Origin of the sequence: Parabacteroides caecihominis (assembly GCF_023656785.1) — a bacterium.
GTDB classification, from domain to species: Bacteria; Bacteroidota; Bacteroidia; order Bacteroidales; family Tannerellaceae; genus Parabacteroides; species Parabacteroides segnis.
In genome coordinates this window covers 21,015-43,901 of record NZ_JAMOKS010000039.1, presented here as the reverse complement: position 1 = coordinate 43,901, position 22,887 = coordinate 21,015, and the positions used below count along the sequence as shown (strand labels likewise).

Here is a 22,887-nt window from a genome sequence, read left to right as displayed (position 1 = left end):
TTTTCGCCGCCTTATGAAAATGAACAAACATATACTTATAGTAACAAGTCTGCTGGCGGCAACTGCTTTGCAGGCACAGGAGATTAAAGTAAAGGATAAGATTGTAGAGAAATCGGACAGTGCGTTGATTATTGGTGTGACGTTCGATTTTGGTGAAGTGAAAGTTCCTTCTGATCGTAGTCTGGTATGTACACCGGTGGTTGTTTCGGGTGATAGTATCCGCCCTTTGACACCGGTTATTCTCAATGGTCGCGATCGCCATATTTTGTACGATCGCACAGGACGTACTTATTCAACACACGGGGAATATGAACTGCGTCGTAATAATGGTGAGGAGCAATTCTTTGAATACACCACTCGCACACCAATGGCGCCTTGGATGAAGAAGTCGGAAGTGGCTCTCGTAACCGACCTCTGCGGTTGTGGTTGGGAAGCGTTGCAGAACGACCGTTCTCCACTCTTTCCGATCAATTTGTCAGATCCGGTTGTTTTGAGACCGTTGCTCGCTTACCGTACACCTGAAGCTGAGGCGGTCAAGGCGCGTTCGATCGAGGGAAAAGCGTTTTTGGATTTCCCGGTTAACAAAATAACGATTTATCCCGACTACCGTAACAATCCGCGTGAGCTGGCTGCTATTCGTGCGACGATTGAGTCTGTAAAAGACGATCCGTATGCCACCATCACGGAAGTATGGATCAAAGGTTTTGCGTCTCCCGAAGGCTCATACGCCAATAATACATATTTAGCGGAAAATCGTGCCAAGGCCTTGCGCGACTACGTGAAAAGCCTCTATCGTTTCGAGCATGCCACATTCAGTGTAGATTTCGAACCGGAAGACTGGGAAGGATTGGAAAAACGTCTGGAAGAAATGAATTTACCGGACAAAGCTGAGTTGCTGGCTATTATTCGTGATCAGGAACCACGCGACCTCGATAAGAAGGAGCAGAAGTTGAAAGTATTGAATGGTGGTAACTCTTATAGAATTCTACTCAGGGATGTTTATCCGGCGTTACGCCATTCGGACTATGTGGTGAAGTATAACATCCGCAATTTCACAGCCGAAGAAGCCCGGTCGCTTATCTATACTGATCCGAAGCAGTTGAGTCTGAATGAAATGTTTATGGTGGCTCAAAGCTATGAGGCTGGAAGCGAGAAATATAACGAAGTGTTCGAAATTGCTGTCCGCATGTTCCCTGATGATCCTGTGTCGAATCTGAATGCCGCTAACACAGCTATTCAAAGAGGCCAGTTGGAACAAGCCGAACGTTACCTTCAGAAAGCAGCCGAAGGAGATGAGAAACAGTTGGCACGTGCATCTATTCTGATGCTTCGCGGTGATTTGGACGGTGCGGAAAAGATCTTGAATACGTTGCAGAATAGCCCGGTGACAGGTAAATCGGCCCAGGCAAACCTCGAACAGATCAAAGCAAAACGTGAAGAATAAAGAACTTCAAAAAATGATTGATTATGAACATAGCCTATAAATATCTTTTATACGCCTGTATGGCAACCTGTTTTATGCAGGTTGGCTGTACTGACGAAGTTCATTTGATCCGTGATGACGGAGAGGAGGATGTGGTGGTGAAAAACTACCTTCGTCTGACTATCAGCAGTCCGGAAGCCAAACTTCTTACCCGTTCAAACCCCACCGGTGGCGAGAATGGTGACGGCTATGAGCCGGGACAAGACTACGAGACGCGCATCGACGATTTGATGCTGCTCTTTTATCAAGGGACAGACGGGGTGAATTCTCCTGCATCGACCCCGATAGATAAAATTATGTATCTGGACCGTAATGCCATGGAGGGTGACAATCGCACCGAACCGGTACTAGTGGGGCTTCCGGGTGGTTGGTATGACCTGCTGGTTATTACTAACACCGGCAACATACGTTCGCAGCTTCAGGGAATGACGCTTGGCGGTGTGCGTGACTATTTGCAAAAGCGCGCCTGGACGGAGAATGGAGGAAAATATTCTCGTTTTGTGATGGCTTCGGATGGTCACTTGGACACACAAGTATATATCTGTGGTGAGAATACGATCGATAATCCGGCTTCGGCCACAGTCGAGGTGGAACGTCATGCGGCACGTATCGATTATCAATTGGTACACAAATATTATGATGTGACGGACAAGACAGCTGGCGAGGCCCAGGTTTCCATTACCGGAGCCTTGATTGTAAACAAGCTGGATGCCGGTTCCTATATGCTCAAACGAGTGATAGGTGCGGCATCGGATGGCTCGTACGGTGCGGAAAACACGCTTAAATACCTCGGCTTGGAATTGCCTGAATGGGGCGATCACCAGACCAACTACGTGCTGGATCCGTGGAGTCGCAAGAAGACGCTGGCAAATGTGGATCGTCGTGTTTTTAATCCGGAACAGCCTTCCGGTTCCGGACAACCGCTTGCTTCGCTTTACGAAAATTATTTTACGAGCTACGGTACATCAGTATCCAACTGGAAGTTTGCTCCTGGTTTGGGTGAACGTGTGGGTGACTGGTACCGGGTGGGGTACACGAAAGAAAATGCGGTGGCCAAGGCGGAACAATCGCCTTATATCAATACGGGAGTCGTATTTAAAGCTTCCTATGGACCTAAGAAATGCATTGTTTATGATCCGGTTTCCGGTAAAGCGGTCGAACGGACGGGCTTGGATGGTGCGCCTTTTACTTTCTTTGCATTCAATGGCGTGATATATGGTTCAGCGGAAGCTGCAATGGCTGCCTTTGCAGGCAACGGTACAAATGTGGTCGGCTATGATTTTGCCGGTAAGACTTGGGGCGATGTCGAGAAGTTGACAAAGGTGTTAAAGGAAAACGATCCGGTGGGTTACTGTCGTTTTCTTACCCGGAAGGCAAAAGGTAAAACGGCAACCGATCGTTTGACCGAAGCTGAAGCCTCCCTGTTGTCCTGGAATAATTATATGTATGTCACTTTTGGGTACTCGCTGGGTACGAACAGCATACCGACTATAAATCTGAATGGTAAGGACACTCGCCGATTGTTGGCGCGTTACGGACTACATACGTATGCTGACGGAGTTTGCTATTATACTCATTGGATTCGTCATTCTAACAACAACGACCCTTCAAAGGGGATTATGGAGTATGCTATTGTGCGCAACAATGTTTATAAGCTGCGCATCAGTGATATTTACGGTTTGGGAAAGGATATTCCTTACGAACCACCGTTTGATCCGGAACCTGTCGATCCGACTCCTCCTGGCCCGGATGATCCTGACGATCCTGACGATCCGACGCCTCCTGGTCCTGACGACCCTGACGATCCTGACGATCCAACACCTCCTGGACCTGATGACCCAGACGATCCAACGCCACCCGGACCAGATGATCCGGATGATCCCGATACCGATCCGCTTATCCAGATCGAGGTGGTTGTGAAGCCTTGGTTGATAATCGACCCTGAAACGTTTTATTTCTAACCGTTAAAATAAGAGAACGATGAAATCAATAACAACAAAATATATCTTTTTCCCGGTACTGGTATTGTTGTGCCTGGCCGGGTTGGCCTCATGCGATTATATCCATGACGAATTGCCTCTTTGTCGGCATACACTCCGTTTTGTTTACCGGCATAATATCAAACATGCCGATGCATTTGCCTATGAAATGGAGAATCAGGAGGCTGCAAAAAATGTTCGTTTGTATATTTATAGTGCTGAAGGCAAGTTTCTTTCATCTCGCCTGATCGAGGGGGAAGAGTTAAAAAAGAACGAAGTGGATCTGAGCGAACTTGACCCGGGCGATTACCGCCTGTTGGCTTGGGCCGGTTTGAACGCTCAGGATTATACGTGGACGGAACCGGCCCCCGGTTCTTCTATCGATGACTTCCGTATGTCGGTACAAATGGTGGAAAATCGTGTCGACCGCGAATTGTCCGGTCTTTTTCAAGGGGAATTGGAATATACGATACCTGTCGGAGGTACTACCGATACCGAGTTCCCATTGGTAAAGAATACCAATAAGATCCGTTTTATACTGATTGATGCCAACCGGGGAACGAAACTGACGTCGGATGCATTCGACTTTGCTGTTACTACTACAAACGGCGATCTTGATGCGCACAATGAACCGGTTTCTCCTACGCGGATCACCTGGTTGCCTTATCTGCAACAAGTAGAGGAAGTGAAAGCCTCCGGTAACGAAACGACTAAGTATGAGGCTGTTTGCACTGAATTGAATATGCTTCGTTTGATCGACAACAACACCGGTACGCTTCGTATCCGTTATGCGAGCGAGAAGACGCCGTTTATCAACGTCAGTCTCACGGAACTCCTGAAATTAACACAGATCGCATCTCATAAACTACCGGGGCAGGAGTATCTGGATCGGCAAGACGAGTATGTCATCACAGCATACGTCGACATTGTCGGCGGACGGGCACACTGTCTTGAGGTGATTGTTGATGACTGGATTGTTCGTTTGGAAGACTTGACACTTGGAAATGAGGAGATGGCATTATGAAAGGTCGATTGAATCCATATAGGAACCTGTCAGCGGTTGTCTGCCTGCTTGCTTTTCTCGCCTTCGGTTGTGTGAGTGGCGAGAAGGGTGGCTCCGGCGACCTGGACCTTCCCGAAATGGTGGAGGTGGATTTGCAAGTGGGCATAGCAGATGTTATGTCCCCGCTGCAAACGAAAGCTGACGAAGGCGAGGAGGTAGAAAAGAAAGACGATAATGCTTTGCCGGGTGAACAGATTCATTCACTGGCCGTGCTGATTGTCAATAATTCTACCCAAAAGATTGAGAAGAAGTTTTTGCCCGATTTAACGAATGATGAGAAGGCTAAAGAGGGTGAACTGACAAGTTGGACTTCCGAAGAGTTCCGGTTGCCTAAAGGTACGAAACGGATTTATGCTTTTGCCAATTGGGAGTCGTTACAAGATGAGATGCTAAATGCTGTTATCGCAGCAGAAGAGGGTAACGAGATGCCGAAGCTTCCGGAAGAGGTCTCTTGGCCTGAAAGTGGTTTTGACCCGGAGAAAGGAGTTTATCTTCCGATGAGTTACGCTGAGACGTGGGAGGTTTCTTCGGTAAAGAAAAGAATCGAACTTACCCGTTTAGTGAGTCGTTTGCAGGTGAAGGTGGCTAATGCCACAAATCATAGTTTGCAGTTGGATGTTCTTACATTTGGTTCTTTTAATAATAGAACGCTTTTGTTTGGAGGCTCTATCAAGGATTGGTCTGAAAAAAGTTATGTGAATTTTTTACCTGCTGCGGAGACAAAAACACTGCAACCGATGGAGAATGAGCCGGAAGAATATATCTCCGACTGGATGTATGTTTTTGAGACAACTCAGGCAAAAGGTTTTTTGCTTGATTTTAACACGATAAGTAAGGGAGAGATATTTCATGCAGCCAATATGCATAGTGGAACAAGATATACTAAAAACACGGAAGTCAAACGAAATCATATTTGGAGTCTGAACTTGTGGGTTTGTGGTTACACTTTGACTTTGGCATTAAAAGGTGAAAATCCGCCGATCGGTGGTTATCCTGTGATGACATTGGAGGAGATGGATGGTTTGAACGGTACGCTGTATGGTGGCGGTCCGTTTACGATAGAAATTGGAAAATTGCAATCGTTGAATGAAGGGACACCTGTACCGGAAAATGTTGAATGGTCTATTGAAGATATTGAGAATTCAGATTGGCTGATAGGTGATTTGGAATTAACAAGTACAACAATAACAGGACGTATGGCCGGTTATGCCATAAGTGTAGCAGGCCCACTTACCTTTAAGTTGAAAGCGACAAGCGGTGGTCGGACGATATCCGTTTTCCCCGTTACGTTGAAATTTGCGGAGATATTCGAGCAGGCCAATCTGTAACCTTAAGCTGGATTTTACTGGTTATCGAGGCCGGCAAAATCTACTTATTAAGTAGAGGTTCATCTACTCGATAAGTAGACGCTCGTCTGCTTAATAAGTAGAGGTAGGGTCTACTTACTAAGTAGATTTCGGCTTACTTACTAAGTAGTTAAAAATATAAAAACAACAGATGTAACAACAAAATTAGAATACGATGAAACGAAATAAAATAAAATATGACAGGTGGCTCCGAACGCTGGCTTTGTCATTCGCCTTGCTGATGGCGGGGGGAATGACTGCATGGGGGCAGCAGCGACCTGAAATTAGTTTGGTTCCTTCAGAAAATCATGACAATGTTCATTATGAAGTAAAGACAATTTATGTCGATCCTCTAAAACCTCGTAAGTTATCTCTTCCTGAATTGAATATCAACACCAGATCTGGTAGTGATGTCTCTTATAACTGGTTTGTTCATTGGTATGTAAAAGGCGAAGGAACTATTCGACATGAGGTAATAACTGTTACCAATGATCAGGCTCAAGCACGTGGAGGATTTCTGGGGGTAAAAACTGATAACACCTATGTTACAAAAGATTACTTTGCAAAAGTAAAAGAAACAGAAGGTTTGATTTGGTCAAATAGATTAAAAGAAGATAATGTAGTGACTGGCGGATTGGGTATTGATGCTTCTACTATAACTTATGAATTACCCAATGGTTATACCGGGAATGATATAGTCTATTGTGATGTGAGTATTTATAAAGATGGGAAAAAAATATCAAATAATAATTATCAGGAACCAACATTGTTGAAGCGATATATTTATGAAATCAAAACGGCAGAAGAATGTATTTCTCAAATTAATGGTAATCCGGATCCAGATTCAATATATTTTCCAAAGGGTTCTGAGTTTATAAATTTCTCGATGCCTTATGCTCCGGATAATTATTTTTGGAAAGAGGGAGACCTCACACATCAAGGTGCGAAATTTCAGTACAGGATAGTAGGAGAAAGTAGTACGTTTGAAGATTTTAAACTGATAACGAAAACAGCTTCTCTTACTTTGCAGCAAAATCAGAAACTAGATGTGAAAAATGTAACTGAAGATTTCACGGTGGAGGTTCGGGCTGTATGTGAAACGCAAGGGCATACGGGTGAAAGTCCTATTATCAACCGATTTACTTTTCGTCCGATTGAAAATGCAAATTTTTTGCTAGAAAAAGATATAGATAAAACTGAACAAAGTGTAAGGTGGCCTAGAGGTAATACAAAAAAATATGAGCTGATCGGATTGGTTGATTTTGACCAAGATAGAGCAACAAAAGAAATTGGAGTGGGAGATAATATGTCAGATGAACCATTAGGCTCATTTAATGACTCTTATACGACTTACGGATTTTTAGCAAAAAACGGTAAGTCTTTATTGGATAAAGATGGGAAGTGTTTTACTTCAGCTCCGGGTATATATGGCTTGTTCAGAAGTGCAAATGCTCTTGGACATTCCCGAAATGACAATGAATGTTCGACAGAAGCCGGTGTGAATAGAGTTTATAAGTGGATAACTCCTTATATCGAAAAAGCGCATAATCATACTGTTCAGATGTATCAAGAAAAGCCTTTGTATGATCGAACATATGAAATAACGAAAGGTACAAATGATGAAAAATATGGCTTTTTTTATTATATTGATGCAACGGATGAACCGGGAACATTGGTGGCTGTACCGATAGATGGCACTATTTGCGGAAATACGGAGTTGACAGTGACGGGGTGGCTTGCGGATATGACGCGTCCTTGTAATGCAGATGGGAATAGACCTTTACGTCCTAATTTGAATTTGCTTTTTAAGGCAACTAAAGATGGGGAAGAAGTTGTACTTCATCGATTTACAACAGGTGATGCATTAGATCACTATGTCTCAAGCACAGGTTCTAATAACAAAGAAACTGAGGTAAATGAGTACCTGATGGAATGGCAGCAATTTCATTATAAGTTCGTTGTTTCAGAAGAGAAGATCGCTGGATGCTCTGATTTTCGTTTGGAAGTTCAGAACAACGAGCCTCATACTGATGGGGCAGACTATGCTATCGACGATATCCGTATCTTCAAAAGAAAACCGGAAGTGGGAATTGTTCAAGCTGGGGATTTGTGTGATACGGAGTTAAAAGAGGTCCGGTTTGTGACAAGTTATAGCAATATAATAGATGTAATGGGACTGACGAAAGGTGAACCAGTATCGGGTGTGAATCGAGATGTCGTATGGGATGAAGAATCATTGCCGAAGGCGTTAGTTGAATACATAAAAGCACACTACGATGATCCTAAAAGTGCTGTAGAAAATTACTTTACAAAGATTTATTATTCTATTTACGATTCTGAAAATACGAATGAGCCTCTTCAAATAGATTATGACGGTGATGGAGAATTGGAATATTGCCGTGTCTCTTATCTTTCCACACGTAGGGAAGACATGGGATGGGTTGATTATTCATCCTTTGCTACTGAACAAAAAGACAAAACAGATAAAATCTATTCCATGCCTTTAGAGATTGGGAAATATTTCCAGAGCAAGAAATATATAGCCAGAATTTCAACACAACCGATAGGAAATGGTCCCAATGAACTGCCACTTAAATGTGATGCTTGTGCTTTGACCGGAGATCCTTTTGAAATATCGGTAGCGGAGGATCGTTTTAAAATATATGGTTCGGATGATACAAAAACTGAAATTTCGGAAGAAGAAGTTGAACAAGATAATGTGTATCATATTACCGGCAATTTCCAATATTTCAAAGACGACAAATGGAACACATTGGAGAATGCCCTGTTCGATTGGTTTATAGGGACTCCTGAAGAGGCTGAGAAATTGACGGTGGAAGTAGAAGGAAAAATTTATTCGATAAAGGAAGCTTTAAATGAGATTGCAACTGGTGATGAGAATAATAGAGGACTTTTGGAAAATGCTTTACGAGATCAATATGGTTTCTATAGCAAGGATACCCCTTCCGGTTTGTTTGTTTTAGAAGTTTCTTCATTTGACTACGAGATGGTTGGAGGATACCAATCTGTAGTTGGTTTGGTACGAGCTAAACAAAAAGATCTAACTACCGGTGAGGAAATTGATGAAGAATTATATTGTCCAGATCCCGTAGTGATCAAATTGGGTGGAAATCCTCCGACAATTACGCCGGGCGATCCGGATGTACCGGAAATCGATCCTAAAGATCCAGAAAATCCGGATGATCCTCAACCTGATAAAGATCCGGAGACCGGTTCGTATGTCCGTTCGGTCCGTGTCGGTTTGATCCAGATTCAGGAGATGGTGAAAAATGATGGGACATTGCGTATTCCTATTCATATCCGGAATTCAGGAAAGGAGGATAGAATATTCTCAGAAAATAAAAACAATGTGGATATAAAAGTAGTCCAAACTACTGATAAGGAGTTTGAAAATGATCCGAGTCTTGTAATTGCGAGATTGAATAAACTTGTAGATGAAAACACTACAGCTAATTGGAAGAAGAATTATTTTGAGATTAAATTTGAAAAAGAGGCTGCCAATAACTTCCGTGAAGGTTTCTGGTATATGGTTGATATACCATACGCTGTAGTTTATAAGAATAATAAAGACAGAATAGCTTACGAAAATTCTTTTAAACTCACCCTTAAAATCGTACCTGAATACGTGACTTGGGTAGGTCGTGAAGAGAAAATGCACAACTGGAACAACGACGATTTGAACCATTGGAGACGTTCTACAAATGCAGAACTTTATATGTCGGGCGATAAGGTAGGAGCCGAGGCCAATGGCACACATCCAGAAGCCTACACCCCGATGCGTTTCACGAAAGTGACAATTCACGGAAAGGCTACATTAGATGAAGCAACAGGTACTTCCTATGCTGCTTATCCTCATCTGTACAAACTGGAGAAGAATACAGGTAATTTGGAAAAAGATCCTGAAAACGTCTTGTTGAATATGGATCCGGGTACAAACTTATCAGATGAAATCGGTGCCGCCACCAAAAACATCGAATATGACTTGTTGGCCGATCCGGATTATGAAGTGGAATTAGGTCGCAATCCGGTCAATGAATTGAGAGAACATCATTACGCCTGCGTCCGTTTCTACGGTAACACTTGCGATGAAATTTATATCAAACCCGAATCGGAAATCCTGCATACGGAATACCTGACTTACAACAAAGCTCATGTAGACTACGAAATGGCTCCGAACCGTTGGTATATGCTTGCTTCACCTTTGAAAGGTGTTGTTTCGGGAGATATGTATTTGCCGACAGGTAATAATGGTATCGGTAAATATGCACGGCAAGAGACTCCTGCATTTGAAGATATCAAATATAATACAACAGATTATACTCGTTGGGAACCTGCTGTTTATATGCGTGGGTGGAATAGTACTTCTGTAAAAGTTATTTATCCGAATGATGTAGCTAATTATGGAGAATTAATCAATTGGTCGAATTTGTATAATGATGTAGATGTTCCGTTTGTTTCGGGTTCCGGATTTTCTATCGGAACAAAGACGCCATTGAAGCCTGAAAAGGAGAGTGTATTATTCCGTTTACCTAAAGCTGATGTATCATATAGTTATTATAAAGACGACAATGAGACAAGCAAAGATGAAAAGTATATAACTAGTGAAAATCGACAGGGTAATGGACGTTTTTATTTTAGTCCCGATACAACAAGTTTGAATGTTACAACAACTGGTATGTTGGGTAATCCGTTTATGTCGCATTTGGATATGAAAAAGTTCTTCGATGCTAACCATTCAACAAATAATACATATTATATTATGAGTGGCAATACTACGATAACCAATATTGCAGGTGACGAGTATAAATTATCCACAGAAAGTGACGATCCAAACTATGTAGCTCCTCTTCAATCATTTATTAAAAATGATTTGAAAAATGCTGTATTTACTACTGCTATGATAGCCAAGGCCCCCACTTCAGGAAAGAAAGTCGGCTTGCGTTCCGCTACTGCTGCGGCATCAGAAAAGACATTGCCTCAATTGCGTATCACTGCCAGCCGTGGCGGTGTACATAACACTGCGCTTGTGGCAGGTCTTGTTACAGCATCAGATAGCTATATAGAAGGTGAAGATGCAGCCTTGCTGATCAATGAGGAAGTTGCCGCTCCGCAAGTTTATACACTTGCCGGTAATCAGATGACAGCTATCAACGTGACTCCGGAACTGAAAGATATTCCGGTCGGCATCTATGGTAAAGATGCTTCTCCGGTAGAGCTGAGTTTCAAGCTGTCGGGAGATATGCAGAATGTTACATTAGTAGACAAGCAGAGTGGCAAGGTCTATCCGGTGACTGACGGTTTGACCCTGACTGTCTCCGGCAATACTTCCGGACGCTACTTTCTGAATGGCTCGATCGCTACGTCGAACGAGGTGATCGCTCGCAACGAGATTGTATGTTATGCCAATGGAAACGGTCAGATTGTGGTTTCATCGGTTGATCCGCTTACCCGGATCTCCGTCTATAGCGTCTCCGGACAACGTTTGCGTTATTTGGATAATCTGAATATGCAGACGGTCTATGTCAAAGACTTGGCTCCCGGCATTTATATCGTCAAAGCCGAAAGTGTAACACAGGTATATTCGGAAAAAATGGAGGTTAAGTAATTGTGGATACAATATAAATCTTCATAGATATTTGTAACTGAATGGCGGTCATATTATTAATGGCCGCCATTTTTTTATTCAAAAAGGCATCCCCTTTATTGTATCTTGTATCGACTAGTTGGCTTTCTGAATAATTTCAGCTACATTTGCCTGCGTAAAAGCTCGAATAATGAAGGGAATCCTCCATATATTATATTTCATATGCCTTGTTTGGATACTGGCCGCCTGTAGTACGACGAAATATGTCGGTGACGGTGAATATCTGCTGGATAAAGTAGAGATTGTCTCCGATAATAAATCATATAAAACAAATGAGCTGAAGCCATATCTCAGACAGCAACCGAACTTTAAAGTGTTCGGGTTGATGAAATGGCAGCTTTTTGTTTATGACTGGTCGGGCCGGAATGAAAAACGTTGGCTTAGCAAGCAGCTCCGTCGGATTGGGGAGCCGCCTGTCATTCTGGATACTACATTGGTGGAGCAATCGACGGATGAGTTGAGGCGGTTCTTTATCAATAAAGGATACGTGAATGCGGAGGTCTCGGCCGAGATAGATACTTCGCGGCAGAAGAAGGCGGTTGTCATTTATAAGATTGATTCGAATGAGCCTTACCGGATACATAATTATACGATGGAACTGGATGATTCGAAAATTGACAGTATTGCCCATCTGAAAGCGCCCAAGCGTTCGGCTGCCTCTTCGGCTTTTCGGGTATATCCGGAAGACTATACCTCTTTGGTGAAAGACAGTTCCCTGTTTGACAGGGATATACTGGATAAAGAGCGGCAACGCATCACGACATTGCTCCGTAGAAGAGGATATTATGCGTTTAACCGTGATTACCTGGCTTATCTGGCAGATAGTTCCTACAATAAGAATATTGTAGATTTGGATATGGTGCTTAAACCTTACCGTAAATTAAAGCCGGACGGCTCTGTTGTCGATACCCTGCATCGTCAATATTATATCAAAGATGTAACGATTGTGACAGATTATGATCCGCTGAATCAGACGCAGAGTGATTTATCGTTTGCTTCTGCCGATACGGTGAAAGCAGGAGATTTACAGATTCTCTACGGAGAGAATGGTAGAACTATCCGCCCAAATGTTTTACGTAGAAGTACTTATATAACTCCCGGCAGGTTATTCAATGAACGGGCTGTTGAACAAACTTACTCTTCGTTTGCCGCTCTCCGCGCATTGAGGAATGTAAATATACGTTTTACGGAAGTGGAAGAACGCGACACGATGATGTTGAATTGTACCATCCTGACTTCTCCGGCAAAGCTACAAGGTTTTGGTGTTGATCTGGAAGGAACGAACTCGGCCGGAGATTTCGGTTTTGCCTCCAGTGTGAATTATCAGCACAGGAATCTGTTCAGAGGTTCGGAAATTTTATCAACGAAAGTGCGTGGAGCCTATGAGGCCTTATCCAAGAGTTCGGCGGGCGGCAGCTATTGGGAAGTTGGAGCGGAAGCGTCTGTTTTGTTTCCCCGTTTTCTGTTTCCTTTTGTCAATGAAAGTTTCAAACGAAGGGTGCGTGCTTCTACGGAGTTGAAGGTCAGTTACGGTATTCAGACACGTCCGGAGTACAGACGTGCGATCCTTTCCGGCGGATGGAGTTATATCTGGCAGGAACGCTCGAATACACAGGCACGGCATGTATTTAAATTACTGGATATCGATTATGTGCATTTGCCGAAGATCGATCATGATTTTGAAGAGAGTTTGCCTAATTCTACCCGGATATATAATTTTACGGACCAGTTTGTTGTTGGTTCCGGTTATACATATTCATTTACGAATTATAATCCTCAGAACCGTTTGAGGAATACACATTCTTTGCGTGTATCCTTTGAGATGGCCGGAAATCTGTTGTATGCGTTTTCAAAGATAACGGATGCAAAGAAAGATAAGGACGGAATGTATAACCTGTTTGGGATCAATTATTCACAGTTTGTAAAGGGAGATGTTGATTTCAGTAAAAGTTATGTATTGGATAGCCGTAATAAGATTGCTTTTCATGTGGGGGTAGGTGTCGGTTATCCTTACGGAAATGTTAAAATATTGCCGTTTGAACGAAGCTATTTCTCTGGTGGAGCAAATAGTCTTCGCGGATGGTCTGTCCGGACATTGGGGCCGGGGGGAATGTTAGCCGATTCTGTCAAATCGTTTGCTGACCAGATCGGGGATATCCGGCTGGATCTGAACTTGGAATACCGGACAAAGATGTTTTGGAAGTTTGAGTTGGCAGCGTATGTCGATGCCGGAAATATCTGGACGATGAGGCCGATTAAGGGGCGTGAAGATGGAAACTTCGATTTTTCCCGTTTCTATAAGGAGATAGCTGTGTCTTACGGTTTGGGATTGCGTCTGGATTTCGATTTCTTCCTGATTCGTTTTGATACAGGTATGAAAGCCTATAATCCACAGGTACGTGGAAAAGACCGGTGGGCTATTCTGAATCCTAATTTAAAGAATAATTTTGCTTGGCATTTTGCAGTAGGATATCCCTTCTGATGAAAAAAAGGCGTTACAGTTTGCAGATATAAAAAATAATATTACCTTTGCACCGCAAATAAGGATGGTTCCGTAGCTCAGCTGGATAGAGCAACGCCCTTCTAAGGCGTGGGTCGAGCGTTCGAATCGCTCCGGAATCACTTAGTAAAAATAAAAAAGTCTTGTAAACTAAATGTTTATAAGACTTTTTTATTTTTTGTTGGAACGTATTTGGAACAAGATATGCTTTAATGGTACGATTTCCCGTTTTCATCGAGGCTGAATACAGATGACATGGTTTGTATTCCTTCCCGGTTCTCTACTGTACAAAGAATATTTTTCTCCCTGTCTACAAGAAACAGGTGGTTCCGTTGTTCAGGGTTGACATGTCCTACCCAATTGGTAAACAACAAGCGTCCGTCCGGGAAATATTGCATACCTCCCAGAAACTTCAACGGTTTACCGGGAATATCCTTGTTGGATATTTCCCAAACGGTTTTACCTTGTTTGTCCAGCTCCACGATGCGGGGATTTTGTGTCTTATCGGCAACAGCGACCAATGTGTGTCCATCCCGCAGCCGGATTACGGAATGAGGGCCACCGGGTATTTTTACCTGCCATACAACTTTGCCAGCCTGGTCATATTCTTTGACACATTCATCGCCGTAATGAGCGACCAGATAATGTCCGTTATCCAGTTTCCGGGCATTGCGCATAAAAGCAAATGTTCCGTCTGAAATGCCTTCCGGTAAAATACATATATCACTGACAATATTTCCTTCGGGAGATACTTCCAGCAAACGTCCGGCATTACATTCTCCGATAAATGTATTTCCATTCTTCAACCGCTGGCAGGCAAAGATCGGACTTTCGGAAGCATAATGGAAAACAGTGTCGTTCTGACGGGTGACTTCCAGTACACCTTTACCGGTAGAAAATAACAGGTTACCGTTGGGTAATACCCAGATGTCATTCGATTCCGGGGCTTTATGCTGCCAGACGATCCGGTTGTTTTCCATAATGAACACTATCCCCTGTGAATAGTCTGCTCCGGCAAAATTCCCGCACTGGGCCACGGTTGCCAGGCAACAGATACAGGAAAGAATGAGTGTATAAATAATGGTTCTCATGATCTTTTATTGATTATAAAGATAATACGTATTCTGCCAGGTCATTCAGTTCGCTTTCGGATAATGTTTCTGCCGGAGCATGTATTTTCAGCATATCCTGCATTGTGTAAGCACGTCCGTCATATAAATAGGGGGCTGTTCTCCATACTTCGTTCAGGGCGGGAACATCCATTTTGACATGCTCGTCCGGTCCGTTGGTCCAGTTCACTTTATATTGCTTCATATCTGTGTAGTAGGTTCCGGAATGGCAGGAAGAACAATCTTTTTCAAAATGAGCTTTGCCTCTCTTTGCCGCTTCCGACAGGTTGCCGTTCACCAGTCGGGGACTGGGAACCGGGGATAACGATTTCAGATAGGCATCGATAGCCGGAGCCACTTCTTCGGTTGAAGTCGAGAATAAAATATATTTGATTCCCGAAATAACTGCGGTCTCTGCATCTTTACGGATTCCGGAAACCATACAGGGCGGTGTCTGGTGGGAGAGGACTAACGTCTTGGTGTTCTTAGGATTCCCCATTCCGTCATTCAGCAGATCCCAATTCAGTCCGTCCATCCGGGCATCATTCGGATGACAACTGGCGCAACTCTGCCATCCCTGGAAACCAATCGATGCGTCATGGAAATACATGTCGCCTTTGCCTTTTTGAGTGGAAACGAGAGGAGTTCCCAATGAAGAAGAAACCATCTCTTTCCCACTTTGGTTGAAAGCTACCAGTTCACCGGTGTAGTAATTTGCCGTATATACTTTATCCGGAGTGACGTGTAAGGCTCGGGGACCTTTACCTTGTGTCTTGTAAAAATCGCGGATACCGTATAAGAAGCCGGCATCATCCCGGATATGTGCATAATCTTTTGTCGAAGGCGTTGCTTTTCCTCCTTCTTTTACCTGTGCCAGACGGTTATGCAACATCGCTCTGTCTATACAGGCCAGTTCGTGGGTGCCGGAAATTGCTACCCATATTTTGCTGTCGTCCGGTGAAACAACGACATTCCAGGGATTTGAGGCTCCTTTCTGGGGAGTATCCAGTAAAACCGTGTTTTCCACTTCCTGTGAATGCAGGTTGATGACAGATAAAACGTTGGTACTCATCCATCCCCGGTCCACCTGATTGGTCGGGAGCTGGTAGCGTGCCAGCAAATGGACGGCATATGCATAGTCGCCTTTACTGTCTGTAGCCAGGGCTTTTACATCAGTCGAACCGTTTGGGAGTTGTAATCGTTTCACAACCTTTTTATGGTTCACATCCACAATATCCAACTGACAGGCGACCGGATAAGCAAGCGACGACATTTCCGGCAGGTTATTGGCTACCAGCAGCATGCTGTCGTTTGCAAATGAGACCAGGTCTACCGGTTCACGTCCAACGGGAATCCGGTTCAGTACTTCTTTTGTTTTCGGAGAAACTTCCCAAAGTTCATTATTGAAACGCTGCGTAGTCCACAAGGATGCGGTTTGTTTATTGAATAACAGGGCGGAGGGCGTATGTCCCAATCGGGTATCCGATATGACGGATAAATCTTTTCCGTTCAATTCGCACAGAGAGCCGTCTGCACCGTCACACACCACCCAGATATGCTGGTCGGGTGTTTCCGCCAGATCGTTTGCCGGGGCAGGTAATACCGCTTTTGTCCCGGTTTTATTGAAATTGGCGTCGATGAGGTATATTTCTTTTTTATCCCGGTTTGTCACCAGGAGTCCACCTTGCTTTCCGGCATTCCAGATATGGTCCGGAGCAAAAATATCATCTCCGCTGCATCCGATCAGAATGGTCAGGGAGAGACAGGCTATATAGGTCCAGTTTATTTTCATGATCATTACTTCTTAGCTTTTAACGATTGAAGATACTGGCGGATATTTTCTTTTTCCGCAGCACGGGATGTTTCCCGTTTCTTCTCATAATAAGTATAATACTCTTTTTCTTCCTGTGTCCAGTTATTCGCTTCCCGGTAATCTCCGATGAACGGAACACACAGGTCGATCCATAAAGCGATCGTTTCCATTTCCTCCTTGCTCAGTTTGCAGCCGCCATGCCCGTTTTCAAGTCGCTTGATCAGATTACTTGTATTGGAACCGGCAAAATAAGGGGCAAGTAAAGTCGGCTCCGATAAATTGCTGATCCAGTTCACTTCCGGATGATGGGCGTCTCCCTGCCAGGAGTCGTTATCTCTGGTCATTTGACGGGCATGAGTCAGGTTCAGGTAGGAGTCTGAGAATTTACGCTTCGTCTGCTGGTCTACTACCTTTAACTCACCTTTCAGGCTTAGCTTGCTTTTTACCCCGTCGTGGCAGGAAATGCAATGAGCGTCCCAGATGGGCTGCACTTCTTTGATATAACTGAAACAGCGGTCGCCGATACCTTCCGGTTCGATTTCACGGATACCTGTGTTCATTGCCATAGATACCGGATGCGAGGCTATCGGAACGGTGTTTTTATGTTCATGGCAGCCTACGCAACTTTGCGTTTCTCCCGGTTGCAGCGTCGACCAGCTACGCATGGTTTGCACAACCCGGTTGTTTTCGTCTAATGCCTGGAAATACAACGGAGTACGGCAAGGTACTTTAAAGAAAGCCGAACCGTCGGGATTAACATCGACAGTTCCCAATATACGTTTTACATCCCAGCTGGCGTTGCCGACACCTACCGGGGAGAAGGCATGTCCGCCGCCACCCGCATCAAAACCGTAAGCTGCACCGATACTGGCTACCCGGTAGATGGGTTCTACAATTCTTAGTTTTTTGATTGTTCCGGGCTGAACACCTTTCAAGCCGTTGCCTTCGTAGATATTTTGCATATAATAGACACCTTCATATTTTGTATAGTCCACATTGTCTACGCGCTGGAAAGGACGTTCACGTTCGGACAGCAAGACCGGTTGGTTACAGGATATGCTGGCGTCTGAAACCAGCAGCTCCCGTTCACCAGACGGTGTCATCCAGTAAATACTGAATTCCATCGGATGACCTACATGGTAACCTAATGGGGTATAGGATATTAAAAACTCCTTTTCATTCAATGGGTAAGGATGCTGGAACTGCTCGGCGAACTGCCCGTAAGCGTCGATTTTTACGGCTTCCGGTTTCCGGAGAGGGGCAACCAGCATGACGCCTTCATTCTCGTCACGTCCGGCTTCCGGGTCGATGATACATAGTTTGCCATGCTGGGGAGTGTGATGTCCCAGGATTGTCGCCATCACTTTCCGTGTTCCGGGGATTTGCCGGGTGTGGGTGAGTGTGGTTGGGAAAAAACTGTTCCCGCCATAGTATTCCGCTTGTCCGGTACCGTCCGGATTCATCTGGCAAAGCGGTTGCATGAATACCTGGCCACGGTCATTGTATTCCCAGCGGGTATAGACCACCCGTCCGTCATCGAGCAGTGTCGGGTTTGATGTATGTACCTGGTCGAAACCAACCTGGCGCATGTAACGTCCTTCGCGGTCGCAGAGATAGAGGTTGCTGACTTCTACAGTCCAGCAATCCACTGCACTTCCGTTGCGGGTCGAATTGAACAGGATATTTTCGTCGGGCAGATAGATCGGCTCTATATCGGCAAATCCCAGACCGGAAGTGATCTGTTTCAGTTTCCGCGACGGCATTTCCATTTCATAGAGGTGAAAGTCATCCTCCTTTTGGGATTTCTTCCAGGCAAAGAGAATATGTTTACCGTCGAAATGAACATCCGGATCCCGGAAGACGCCGGCTGTATCTTTCAATAAAGTTTCTTCCTTTGCCCAGATCCCGTCCATTTTGAAATAAGCCAGCTCGCCACCAGCAAAGAAGTTGCATTCTGCACGGGCATCCGACAGACCTTCCGTATAAGCGAAAAAGGAAGGGCGAAGTGTGCGGAATTTGGTAAACACGATTTCGGGAGTGTTTTTAATAAAGGATGCCAGCCGCTGTTCCCTTCTTGTTTTACAGGCATCCAGATAGGCGGATAAAGCCTGTGTTATACTTTCCGGCGTGTCGGTGACTTGGCTTTCCTGCTGCAATTTTTGTAAGCGCTCTGAAATTTGTTCGGGCAATGTTTTGTCAAACCATTTTACATCGCTTCCATCCTGTAACCACCAGTCGTAGTAAACCGGATAGTGGTGATAGAAATGCAGATGTGCCTCCCGGATCAGGGTGGCAGTGCTGTCTTTTGAAACAAGACTTTCGGTTGCCTTTATTTTATTAAACCGGTCTTGTATGTCTGTTATAAATTCCTGCTTGTCGGCAGGGTGATGGTCCTTACATGCCTTTTCCTTATTCTGGCAAGCAGCCAGAATGAGAAGCATAAGTCCTAATCCTATTTTGTGTAAGTTATTCATATCTATTACTCCCTTCTTTGTTATTATTGGTTTGCCGGAATTGGCAAACGGAAGTCATTTTTCCCCACTTATTTTTTATTTGTGGGGAAAAAGTCCCACTAGAGTGGGGAATAATCCCCTTTGCAATGGGGAATTATCCCCATGCTAGTGGGGATTTTCACTTAATAGCACTTTTATAAGCCTCCACAATAGTAACTCCGCTGGATGTACCGATGCGGGTTGCTCCTGCCTTGATCATGGCTAAAGCAGTATCGAGGTCGCGGATACCGCCAGCCGCTTTTACTCCGATTTCCGGACCAACTACACGGCGCATCAGGGCTACATCTTCTACTGTCGCACCGGCTGTTCCAAAACCTGTCGAGGTCTTAACAAAATCAACTCCAGCCTCTTTGGCTATCCGGCAGACTGTTTCCTTTTCGGTATCCGACAGATAGCAGGTTTCCAGAATTACTTTGCAGATAACGCCTGCCGGTCTACAGATGGCAACCATCTCTTCGATTTCTTTCTTTACAATATCCAGGCAGCCTTTTTGTAACGCGCGTACATTTATTACTGTATCTATTTCTGTTGCTCCTTTAGCGATAGCGTCGCGTGTTTCGAAAGCCTTGCATTCGGTCGTGGTCTGTCCTAACGGAAAGCCGATGGCTGCACCGACACGGACGGGCGAACCTTCCAGCAGTTTGACGCAGGTTTCTACTTCCGCCGGATTGATGGCAACCATGGCGAATTCGTATTTGCGTGCTTCGGCACATAGTTTCTCAATGTTTTCTGCTGTGCCGAAAGGTTTCAGGAAAGTATGGTCGATCATTCCTGCCAATTGTTTTACTGATAAGTTCGCTATTATTTCGTTCATGATAAATGATGTTTAGAATGTTAAAACTGTTTTTATAACTTCGTTACGTTTTATGGCTTCCAAGGCCTCGTTTATTTGTTCTATCTTAAAGCGGTGGGAGATGAAATCGGATGCGGACAGCCGGCCTTCGCGTATCCATTCGGTCAGCGCTATCATTGCCCGTTTCTCTTCCGAACGGGTCGGCCAGCGGTGGATGAACAGGTTGAAATTGTAAGGAGCCTGGTCCAGGTCGATCGTCGGATTCTTTGTCATTACCCCATATACACAAATATCTCCGGCCATTTTTATAAGGGGCAGGGCCGAATGGACGATGGAAGGCAGGCCGACAGCGTCGATGACCGTATCGTATGAACGATTTGCGGTAGCGATAAATTCGGGTGTCGCGATCTCGGCCGGCGTATAGCCATTATCAGCACCCATTTGTCTGGCTAGTTCCAGTTTGTCTGGTAGCATGTCGACAATATCCACTTGTCCGAGACCGAATAGTTTGCCGAGTTTCACAAAACTCAACCCGACAGGACCGGCACCGAATACCATCACTTTCTTTCCCGGTTCCAGGCGGAAGTCTTTGAATGCACCCACTATTTCACGCCAGGTACAGGCAATGACCGCTTCTTCCGGCTGTATATCGGCCGGTATTGCATTCTGTATTTCGAAGCTGTCCCAGCAGCCTTGTTCCGGAGTGGCAAGGCCTTCTTCCTGCAAAACTTCGAAATCGTTTACTATGACATATTCACTGAAACCGCCCCAGGCACTGTTCAGCCCCGGTGTCGTAAAGGTGGCATTCAATCCGCCGATCGCCCTGTCGCCTACCTTGAAATTTCGAACTTTACTTCCGACTTCTATTACAATGCCGACATTTTCATGGCCTAAAGCCATCGGGAACCGATCTGCCCCCGGGAAATGCCCGGCTATCAGTTTGCTATCGGTGGCATTGCACAAAGCGACCATTTCTGTTTTTACCAGGGCTTGGTACGGAGTGATAACAGGTATATCTATTTCCCGGATTTCTACTACGCCGGGAGCTGTTGCGATTACGCTTTTCATTTTTCCTTTCATATTCATTCTTATAGATTTAAATCCGACAGATCTGTATAAACATCTTTCAAATGATTGTACGTCCGGTCGAAAACAGCAATTAATTCTTTGTATTTCTCAACATTGGCGGGGATAGGGCTGATCTTTTTGTCGATATGGATAAACCGGTCGGTTACACTGAAATCTTTGAATAAGCCGGCTCCGATCCCTGCCAAGATGGCGGCGCCCATGGAGGTCGCTTCTTCCAGATAGTTCGGGATTTTTATTTCAGTCTGATAAATATCGGCCATCATCTGCTGCCAGATCGGATTTTTGGCACAGCCTCCTATTACCGTCATATTTTCTACGGGGACGTGGTTGCGAAATATATTGACGATAAGTCCCAAGTTCAGGGTGATGCCTTCCATGACGGAACGAAGCATATCGCCATGCGTGTGTCCTACCGTTAGTCCGATAAAAGCGCCTTTGGCATTTACGTTCCAGCGGGGAGAACGTTCGCCCATCAGGTAAGGCAGGAACAATAGTTTGTTGGAGCCTACCGGAGATTTCCGTATCTGTTCGTCGATCAGTTCGTACACATTCCCTTTCCTGATTCTGGCCTCTTCCTGTTCAAACAGGCAGAGTTGTTGCACCATCCAGTTATAGGAAGCGCCTGCCGTCTGCATAGTTCCCGACGGATGCAGCATGCCCGGCACGACATGCGCCCAGTTCATAGTACGGCGTTGTTCGTCTACAACCGGCTTTTCCACCGTCAGGGCAACCCATGAGGAAGACCCCAGATAATTGTAGGATGTCCCCGGGGCTACGCAACCTACGCCGACTCCGGCACAACTGCCGTCGCCTCCTCCGCAGATAACCGGTGTACCTTTACGGAGTCCGGTGGTTTTGGCTGCTTCCTCCGTTACTTCTCCTATAACATCAATAGAAGAACGGACTTCCGGGAAGAGGGAGATATCCAGTCCGGCTGCCTCTATGATCTCTTCGCTCCATGACCATCTGTTCAGATCGTAGGCATTTGTTCCGGAAGCATCTGACGGGTCGGTGGCGATCGTACCGCAAAGGCGGAAGTTGATGTAGTCTTTTGCATTCAGCATTTTGTACGTTTTTGCAAAAACTTCCGGCATATGTTTCCGTATCCACATTAATTTTTCTATTGAATAGGAGGCGCTGATACGGTGTCCTGTTATTTCATAGAAATGAAGCGGGTCTATTTTTTCGCATAGGAAAACTTCTTCCTCCTGTGAACGCTGGTCGCAGTACAACAGGTGGGGAGAAAGCGGATTCCCTTTTTTATCGATACATAAGCATCCCATCATCTGGCCGCTCAGGGCAACTCCGGCGATCTCTTCGGGTGATACGAGTTGGAGTAATGCATTTGTTGTTTCTGTTATGGCTTTCCACCAGTCGGACGGATCTTGTTCCGCCCGGTTACCGGCGGCATAAACGGTCTGGTAAGAGGCGACACGGGATGCAACCAGCATGCCCTCTTCATTGAATAAAGTGGCTTTGTTGCCACTTGTTCCTAAATCGTGTGCAATGACGTATTTTGCCATGGTCTTTGAAT

At 44.9% G+C, this 22,887-nt stretch carries 12 protein-coding genes and 1 tRNA gene; 7 read left to right on the top strand and 6 right to left on the bottom strand.

Annotated elements, in window-relative coordinates; genetic code table 11:
* The first annotated feature begins 13 nt into the window (after positions 1–13).
* The 7 genes from NBH14_RS24000 (at position 14) to NBH14_RS23970 (ending at position 14,158) form a co-directional block, all read left to right on the top strand.
* Positions 14–1,444, top strand: coding sequence for a DUF3868 domain-containing protein (locus NBH14_RS24000; protein ID WP_186958892.1), 1,431 nt, complete (start codon positions 14–16; stop codon positions 1,442–1,444).
* Between the two features lie 23 nt (positions 1,445–1,467).
* The gene (locus tag NBH14_RS23995; RefSeq protein ID WP_186958891.1) at positions 1,468–3,444 is read left to right on the top strand and encodes an Mfa1 family fimbria major subunit; all 1,977 of its coding nucleotides are present in this window, start codon (positions 1,468–1,470) and stop codon (positions 3,442–3,444) included.
* 19 nt (positions 3,445–3,463) lie between these two features.
* On the top strand, positions 3,464–4,486 hold the full coding sequence (locus NBH14_RS23990; protein ID WP_186958890.1) for a FimB/Mfa2 family fimbrial subunit: 1,023 nt from the start codon (positions 3,464–3,466) through the stop codon (positions 4,484–4,486).
* On the top strand, positions 4,483–5,853 hold the full coding sequence (locus NBH14_RS23985) for a hypothetical protein (protein WP_250817810.1): 1,371 nt from the start codon (positions 4,483–4,485) through the stop codon (positions 5,851–5,853). The genes NBH14_RS23990 and NBH14_RS23985 overlap by 4 nt, the downstream gene beginning before the upstream one ends.
* 193 nt (positions 5,854–6,046) lie before the next feature.
* Positions 6,047–11,497: a T9SS type A sorting domain-containing protein gene (locus NBH14_RS23980; RefSeq protein ID WP_186958888.1), complete on the top strand. Its 5,451-nt coding sequence runs from the start codon at positions 6,047–6,049 to the stop codon at positions 11,495–11,497.
* Positions 11,498–11,666: 169 nt separating this feature from the next.
* Positions 11,667–14,018 (top strand): translocation and assembly module lipoprotein TamL, encoded by a 2,352-nt coding sequence (tamL, locus tag NBH14_RS23975; RefSeq protein ID WP_222622088.1) that lies wholly within the window; start codon positions 11,667–11,669, stop codon positions 14,016–14,018.
* Positions 14,019–14,084: 66 nt separating this feature from the next.
* Positions 14,085–14,158: transfer RNA gene (locus NBH14_RS23970), tRNA-Arg, on the top strand.
* Between the two features lie 87 nt (positions 14,159–14,245).
* Here NBH14_RS23970 and NBH14_RS23965 read toward each other — a convergent pair.
* The 6 genes from NBH14_RS23965 to xylB form a co-directional block, all read right to left on the bottom strand.
* Positions 14,246–15,127, bottom strand: a complete 882-nt coding sequence (locus NBH14_RS23965; RefSeq protein WP_186958887.1) for an aryl-sulfate sulfotransferase — start codon at positions 15,125–15,127, stop codon at positions 14,246–14,248.
* A 13-nt stretch (positions 15,128–15,140) separates the two neighbouring features.
* Positions 15,141–16,943, bottom strand: coding sequence for a c-type cytochrome (locus NBH14_RS23960; protein WP_186958886.1), 1,803 nt, complete (start codon positions 16,941–16,943; stop codon positions 15,141–15,143).
* Positions 16,943–19,432, bottom strand: coding sequence for an HzsA-related protein (locus tag NBH14_RS23955; RefSeq protein ID WP_250817808.1), 2,490 nt, complete (start codon positions 19,430–19,432; stop codon positions 16,943–16,945). The genes NBH14_RS23960 and NBH14_RS23955 overlap by 1 nt, the downstream gene beginning before the upstream one ends.
* A gap of 157 nt (positions 19,433–19,589) precedes the next feature.
* Entirely contained in the window at positions 19,590–20,285 is a 696-nt protein-coding gene (gene deoC, locus NBH14_RS23950) for a deoxyribose-phosphate aldolase (RefSeq protein WP_128134319.1), read from the bottom strand.
* 12 nt (positions 20,286–20,297) lie between these two features.
* Entirely contained in the window at positions 20,298–21,332 is a 1,035-nt protein-coding gene (locus NBH14_RS23945) for a zinc-dependent alcohol dehydrogenase (RefSeq protein WP_186959013.1), read from the bottom strand.
* A gap of 20 nt (positions 21,333–21,352) precedes the next feature.
* Positions 21,353–22,876, bottom strand: a complete 1,524-nt coding sequence (gene xylB, locus NBH14_RS23940; RefSeq protein ID WP_186958884.1) for a xylulokinase — start codon at positions 22,874–22,876, stop codon at positions 21,353–21,355.
* Positions 22,877–22,887 lie beyond the last annotated feature (11 nt).

What these genes read in the sequence shown, in the direction of transcription:
- NBH14_RS23965 (WP_186958887.1), bottom strand. Translation starts at nt 15,127, where the DNA reads ATGAGAACCATTATTTATACACTCATTCTTTCCTGTATCTGTTGCCTG.
- xylB (WP_186958884.1), bottom strand. Translation starts at nt 22,876, where the DNA reads ATGGCAAAATACGTCATTGCACACGATTTAGGAACAAGTGGCAACAAA.
- NBH14_RS23995 (WP_186958891.1), top strand. Translation starts at nt 1,468, where the DNA reads ATGAACATAGCCTATAAATATCTTTTATACGCCTGTATGGCAACCTGT.
- NBH14_RS23980 (WP_186958888.1), top strand. Translation starts at nt 6,047, where the DNA reads ATGAAACGAAATAAAATAAAATATGACAGGTGGCTCCGAACGCTGGCT.
- NBH14_RS23990 (WP_186958890.1), top strand. Translation starts at nt 3,464, where the DNA reads ATGAAATCAATAACAACAAAATATATCTTTTTCCCGGTACTGGTATTG.
- tamL (WP_222622088.1), top strand. Translation starts at nt 11,667, where the DNA reads ATGAAGGGAATCCTCCATATATTATATTTCATATGCCTTGTTTGGATA.
- NBH14_RS23985 (WP_250817810.1), top strand. Translation starts at nt 4,483, where the DNA reads ATGAAAGGTCGATTGAATCCATATAGGAACCTGTCAGCGGTTGTCTGC.
- NBH14_RS24000 (WP_186958892.1), top strand. Translation starts at nt 14, where the DNA reads ATGAAAATGAACAAACATATACTTATAGTAACAAGTCTGCTGGCGGCA.
- NBH14_RS23960 (WP_186958886.1), bottom strand. Translation starts at nt 16,943, where the DNA reads ATGATCATGAAAATAAACTGGACCTATATAGCCTGTCTCTCCCTGACC.
- NBH14_RS23955 (WP_250817808.1), bottom strand. Translation starts at nt 19,432, where the DNA reads ATGAATAACTTACACAAAATAGGATTAGGACTTATGCTTCTCATTCTG.
- deoC (WP_128134319.1), bottom strand. Translation starts at nt 20,285, where the DNA reads ATGAACGAAATAATAGCGAACTTATCAGTAAAACAATTGGCAGGAATG.
- NBH14_RS23945 (WP_186959013.1), bottom strand. Translation starts at nt 21,332, where the DNA reads ATGAAAAGCGTAATCGCAACAGCTCCCGGCGTAGTAGAAATCCGGGAA.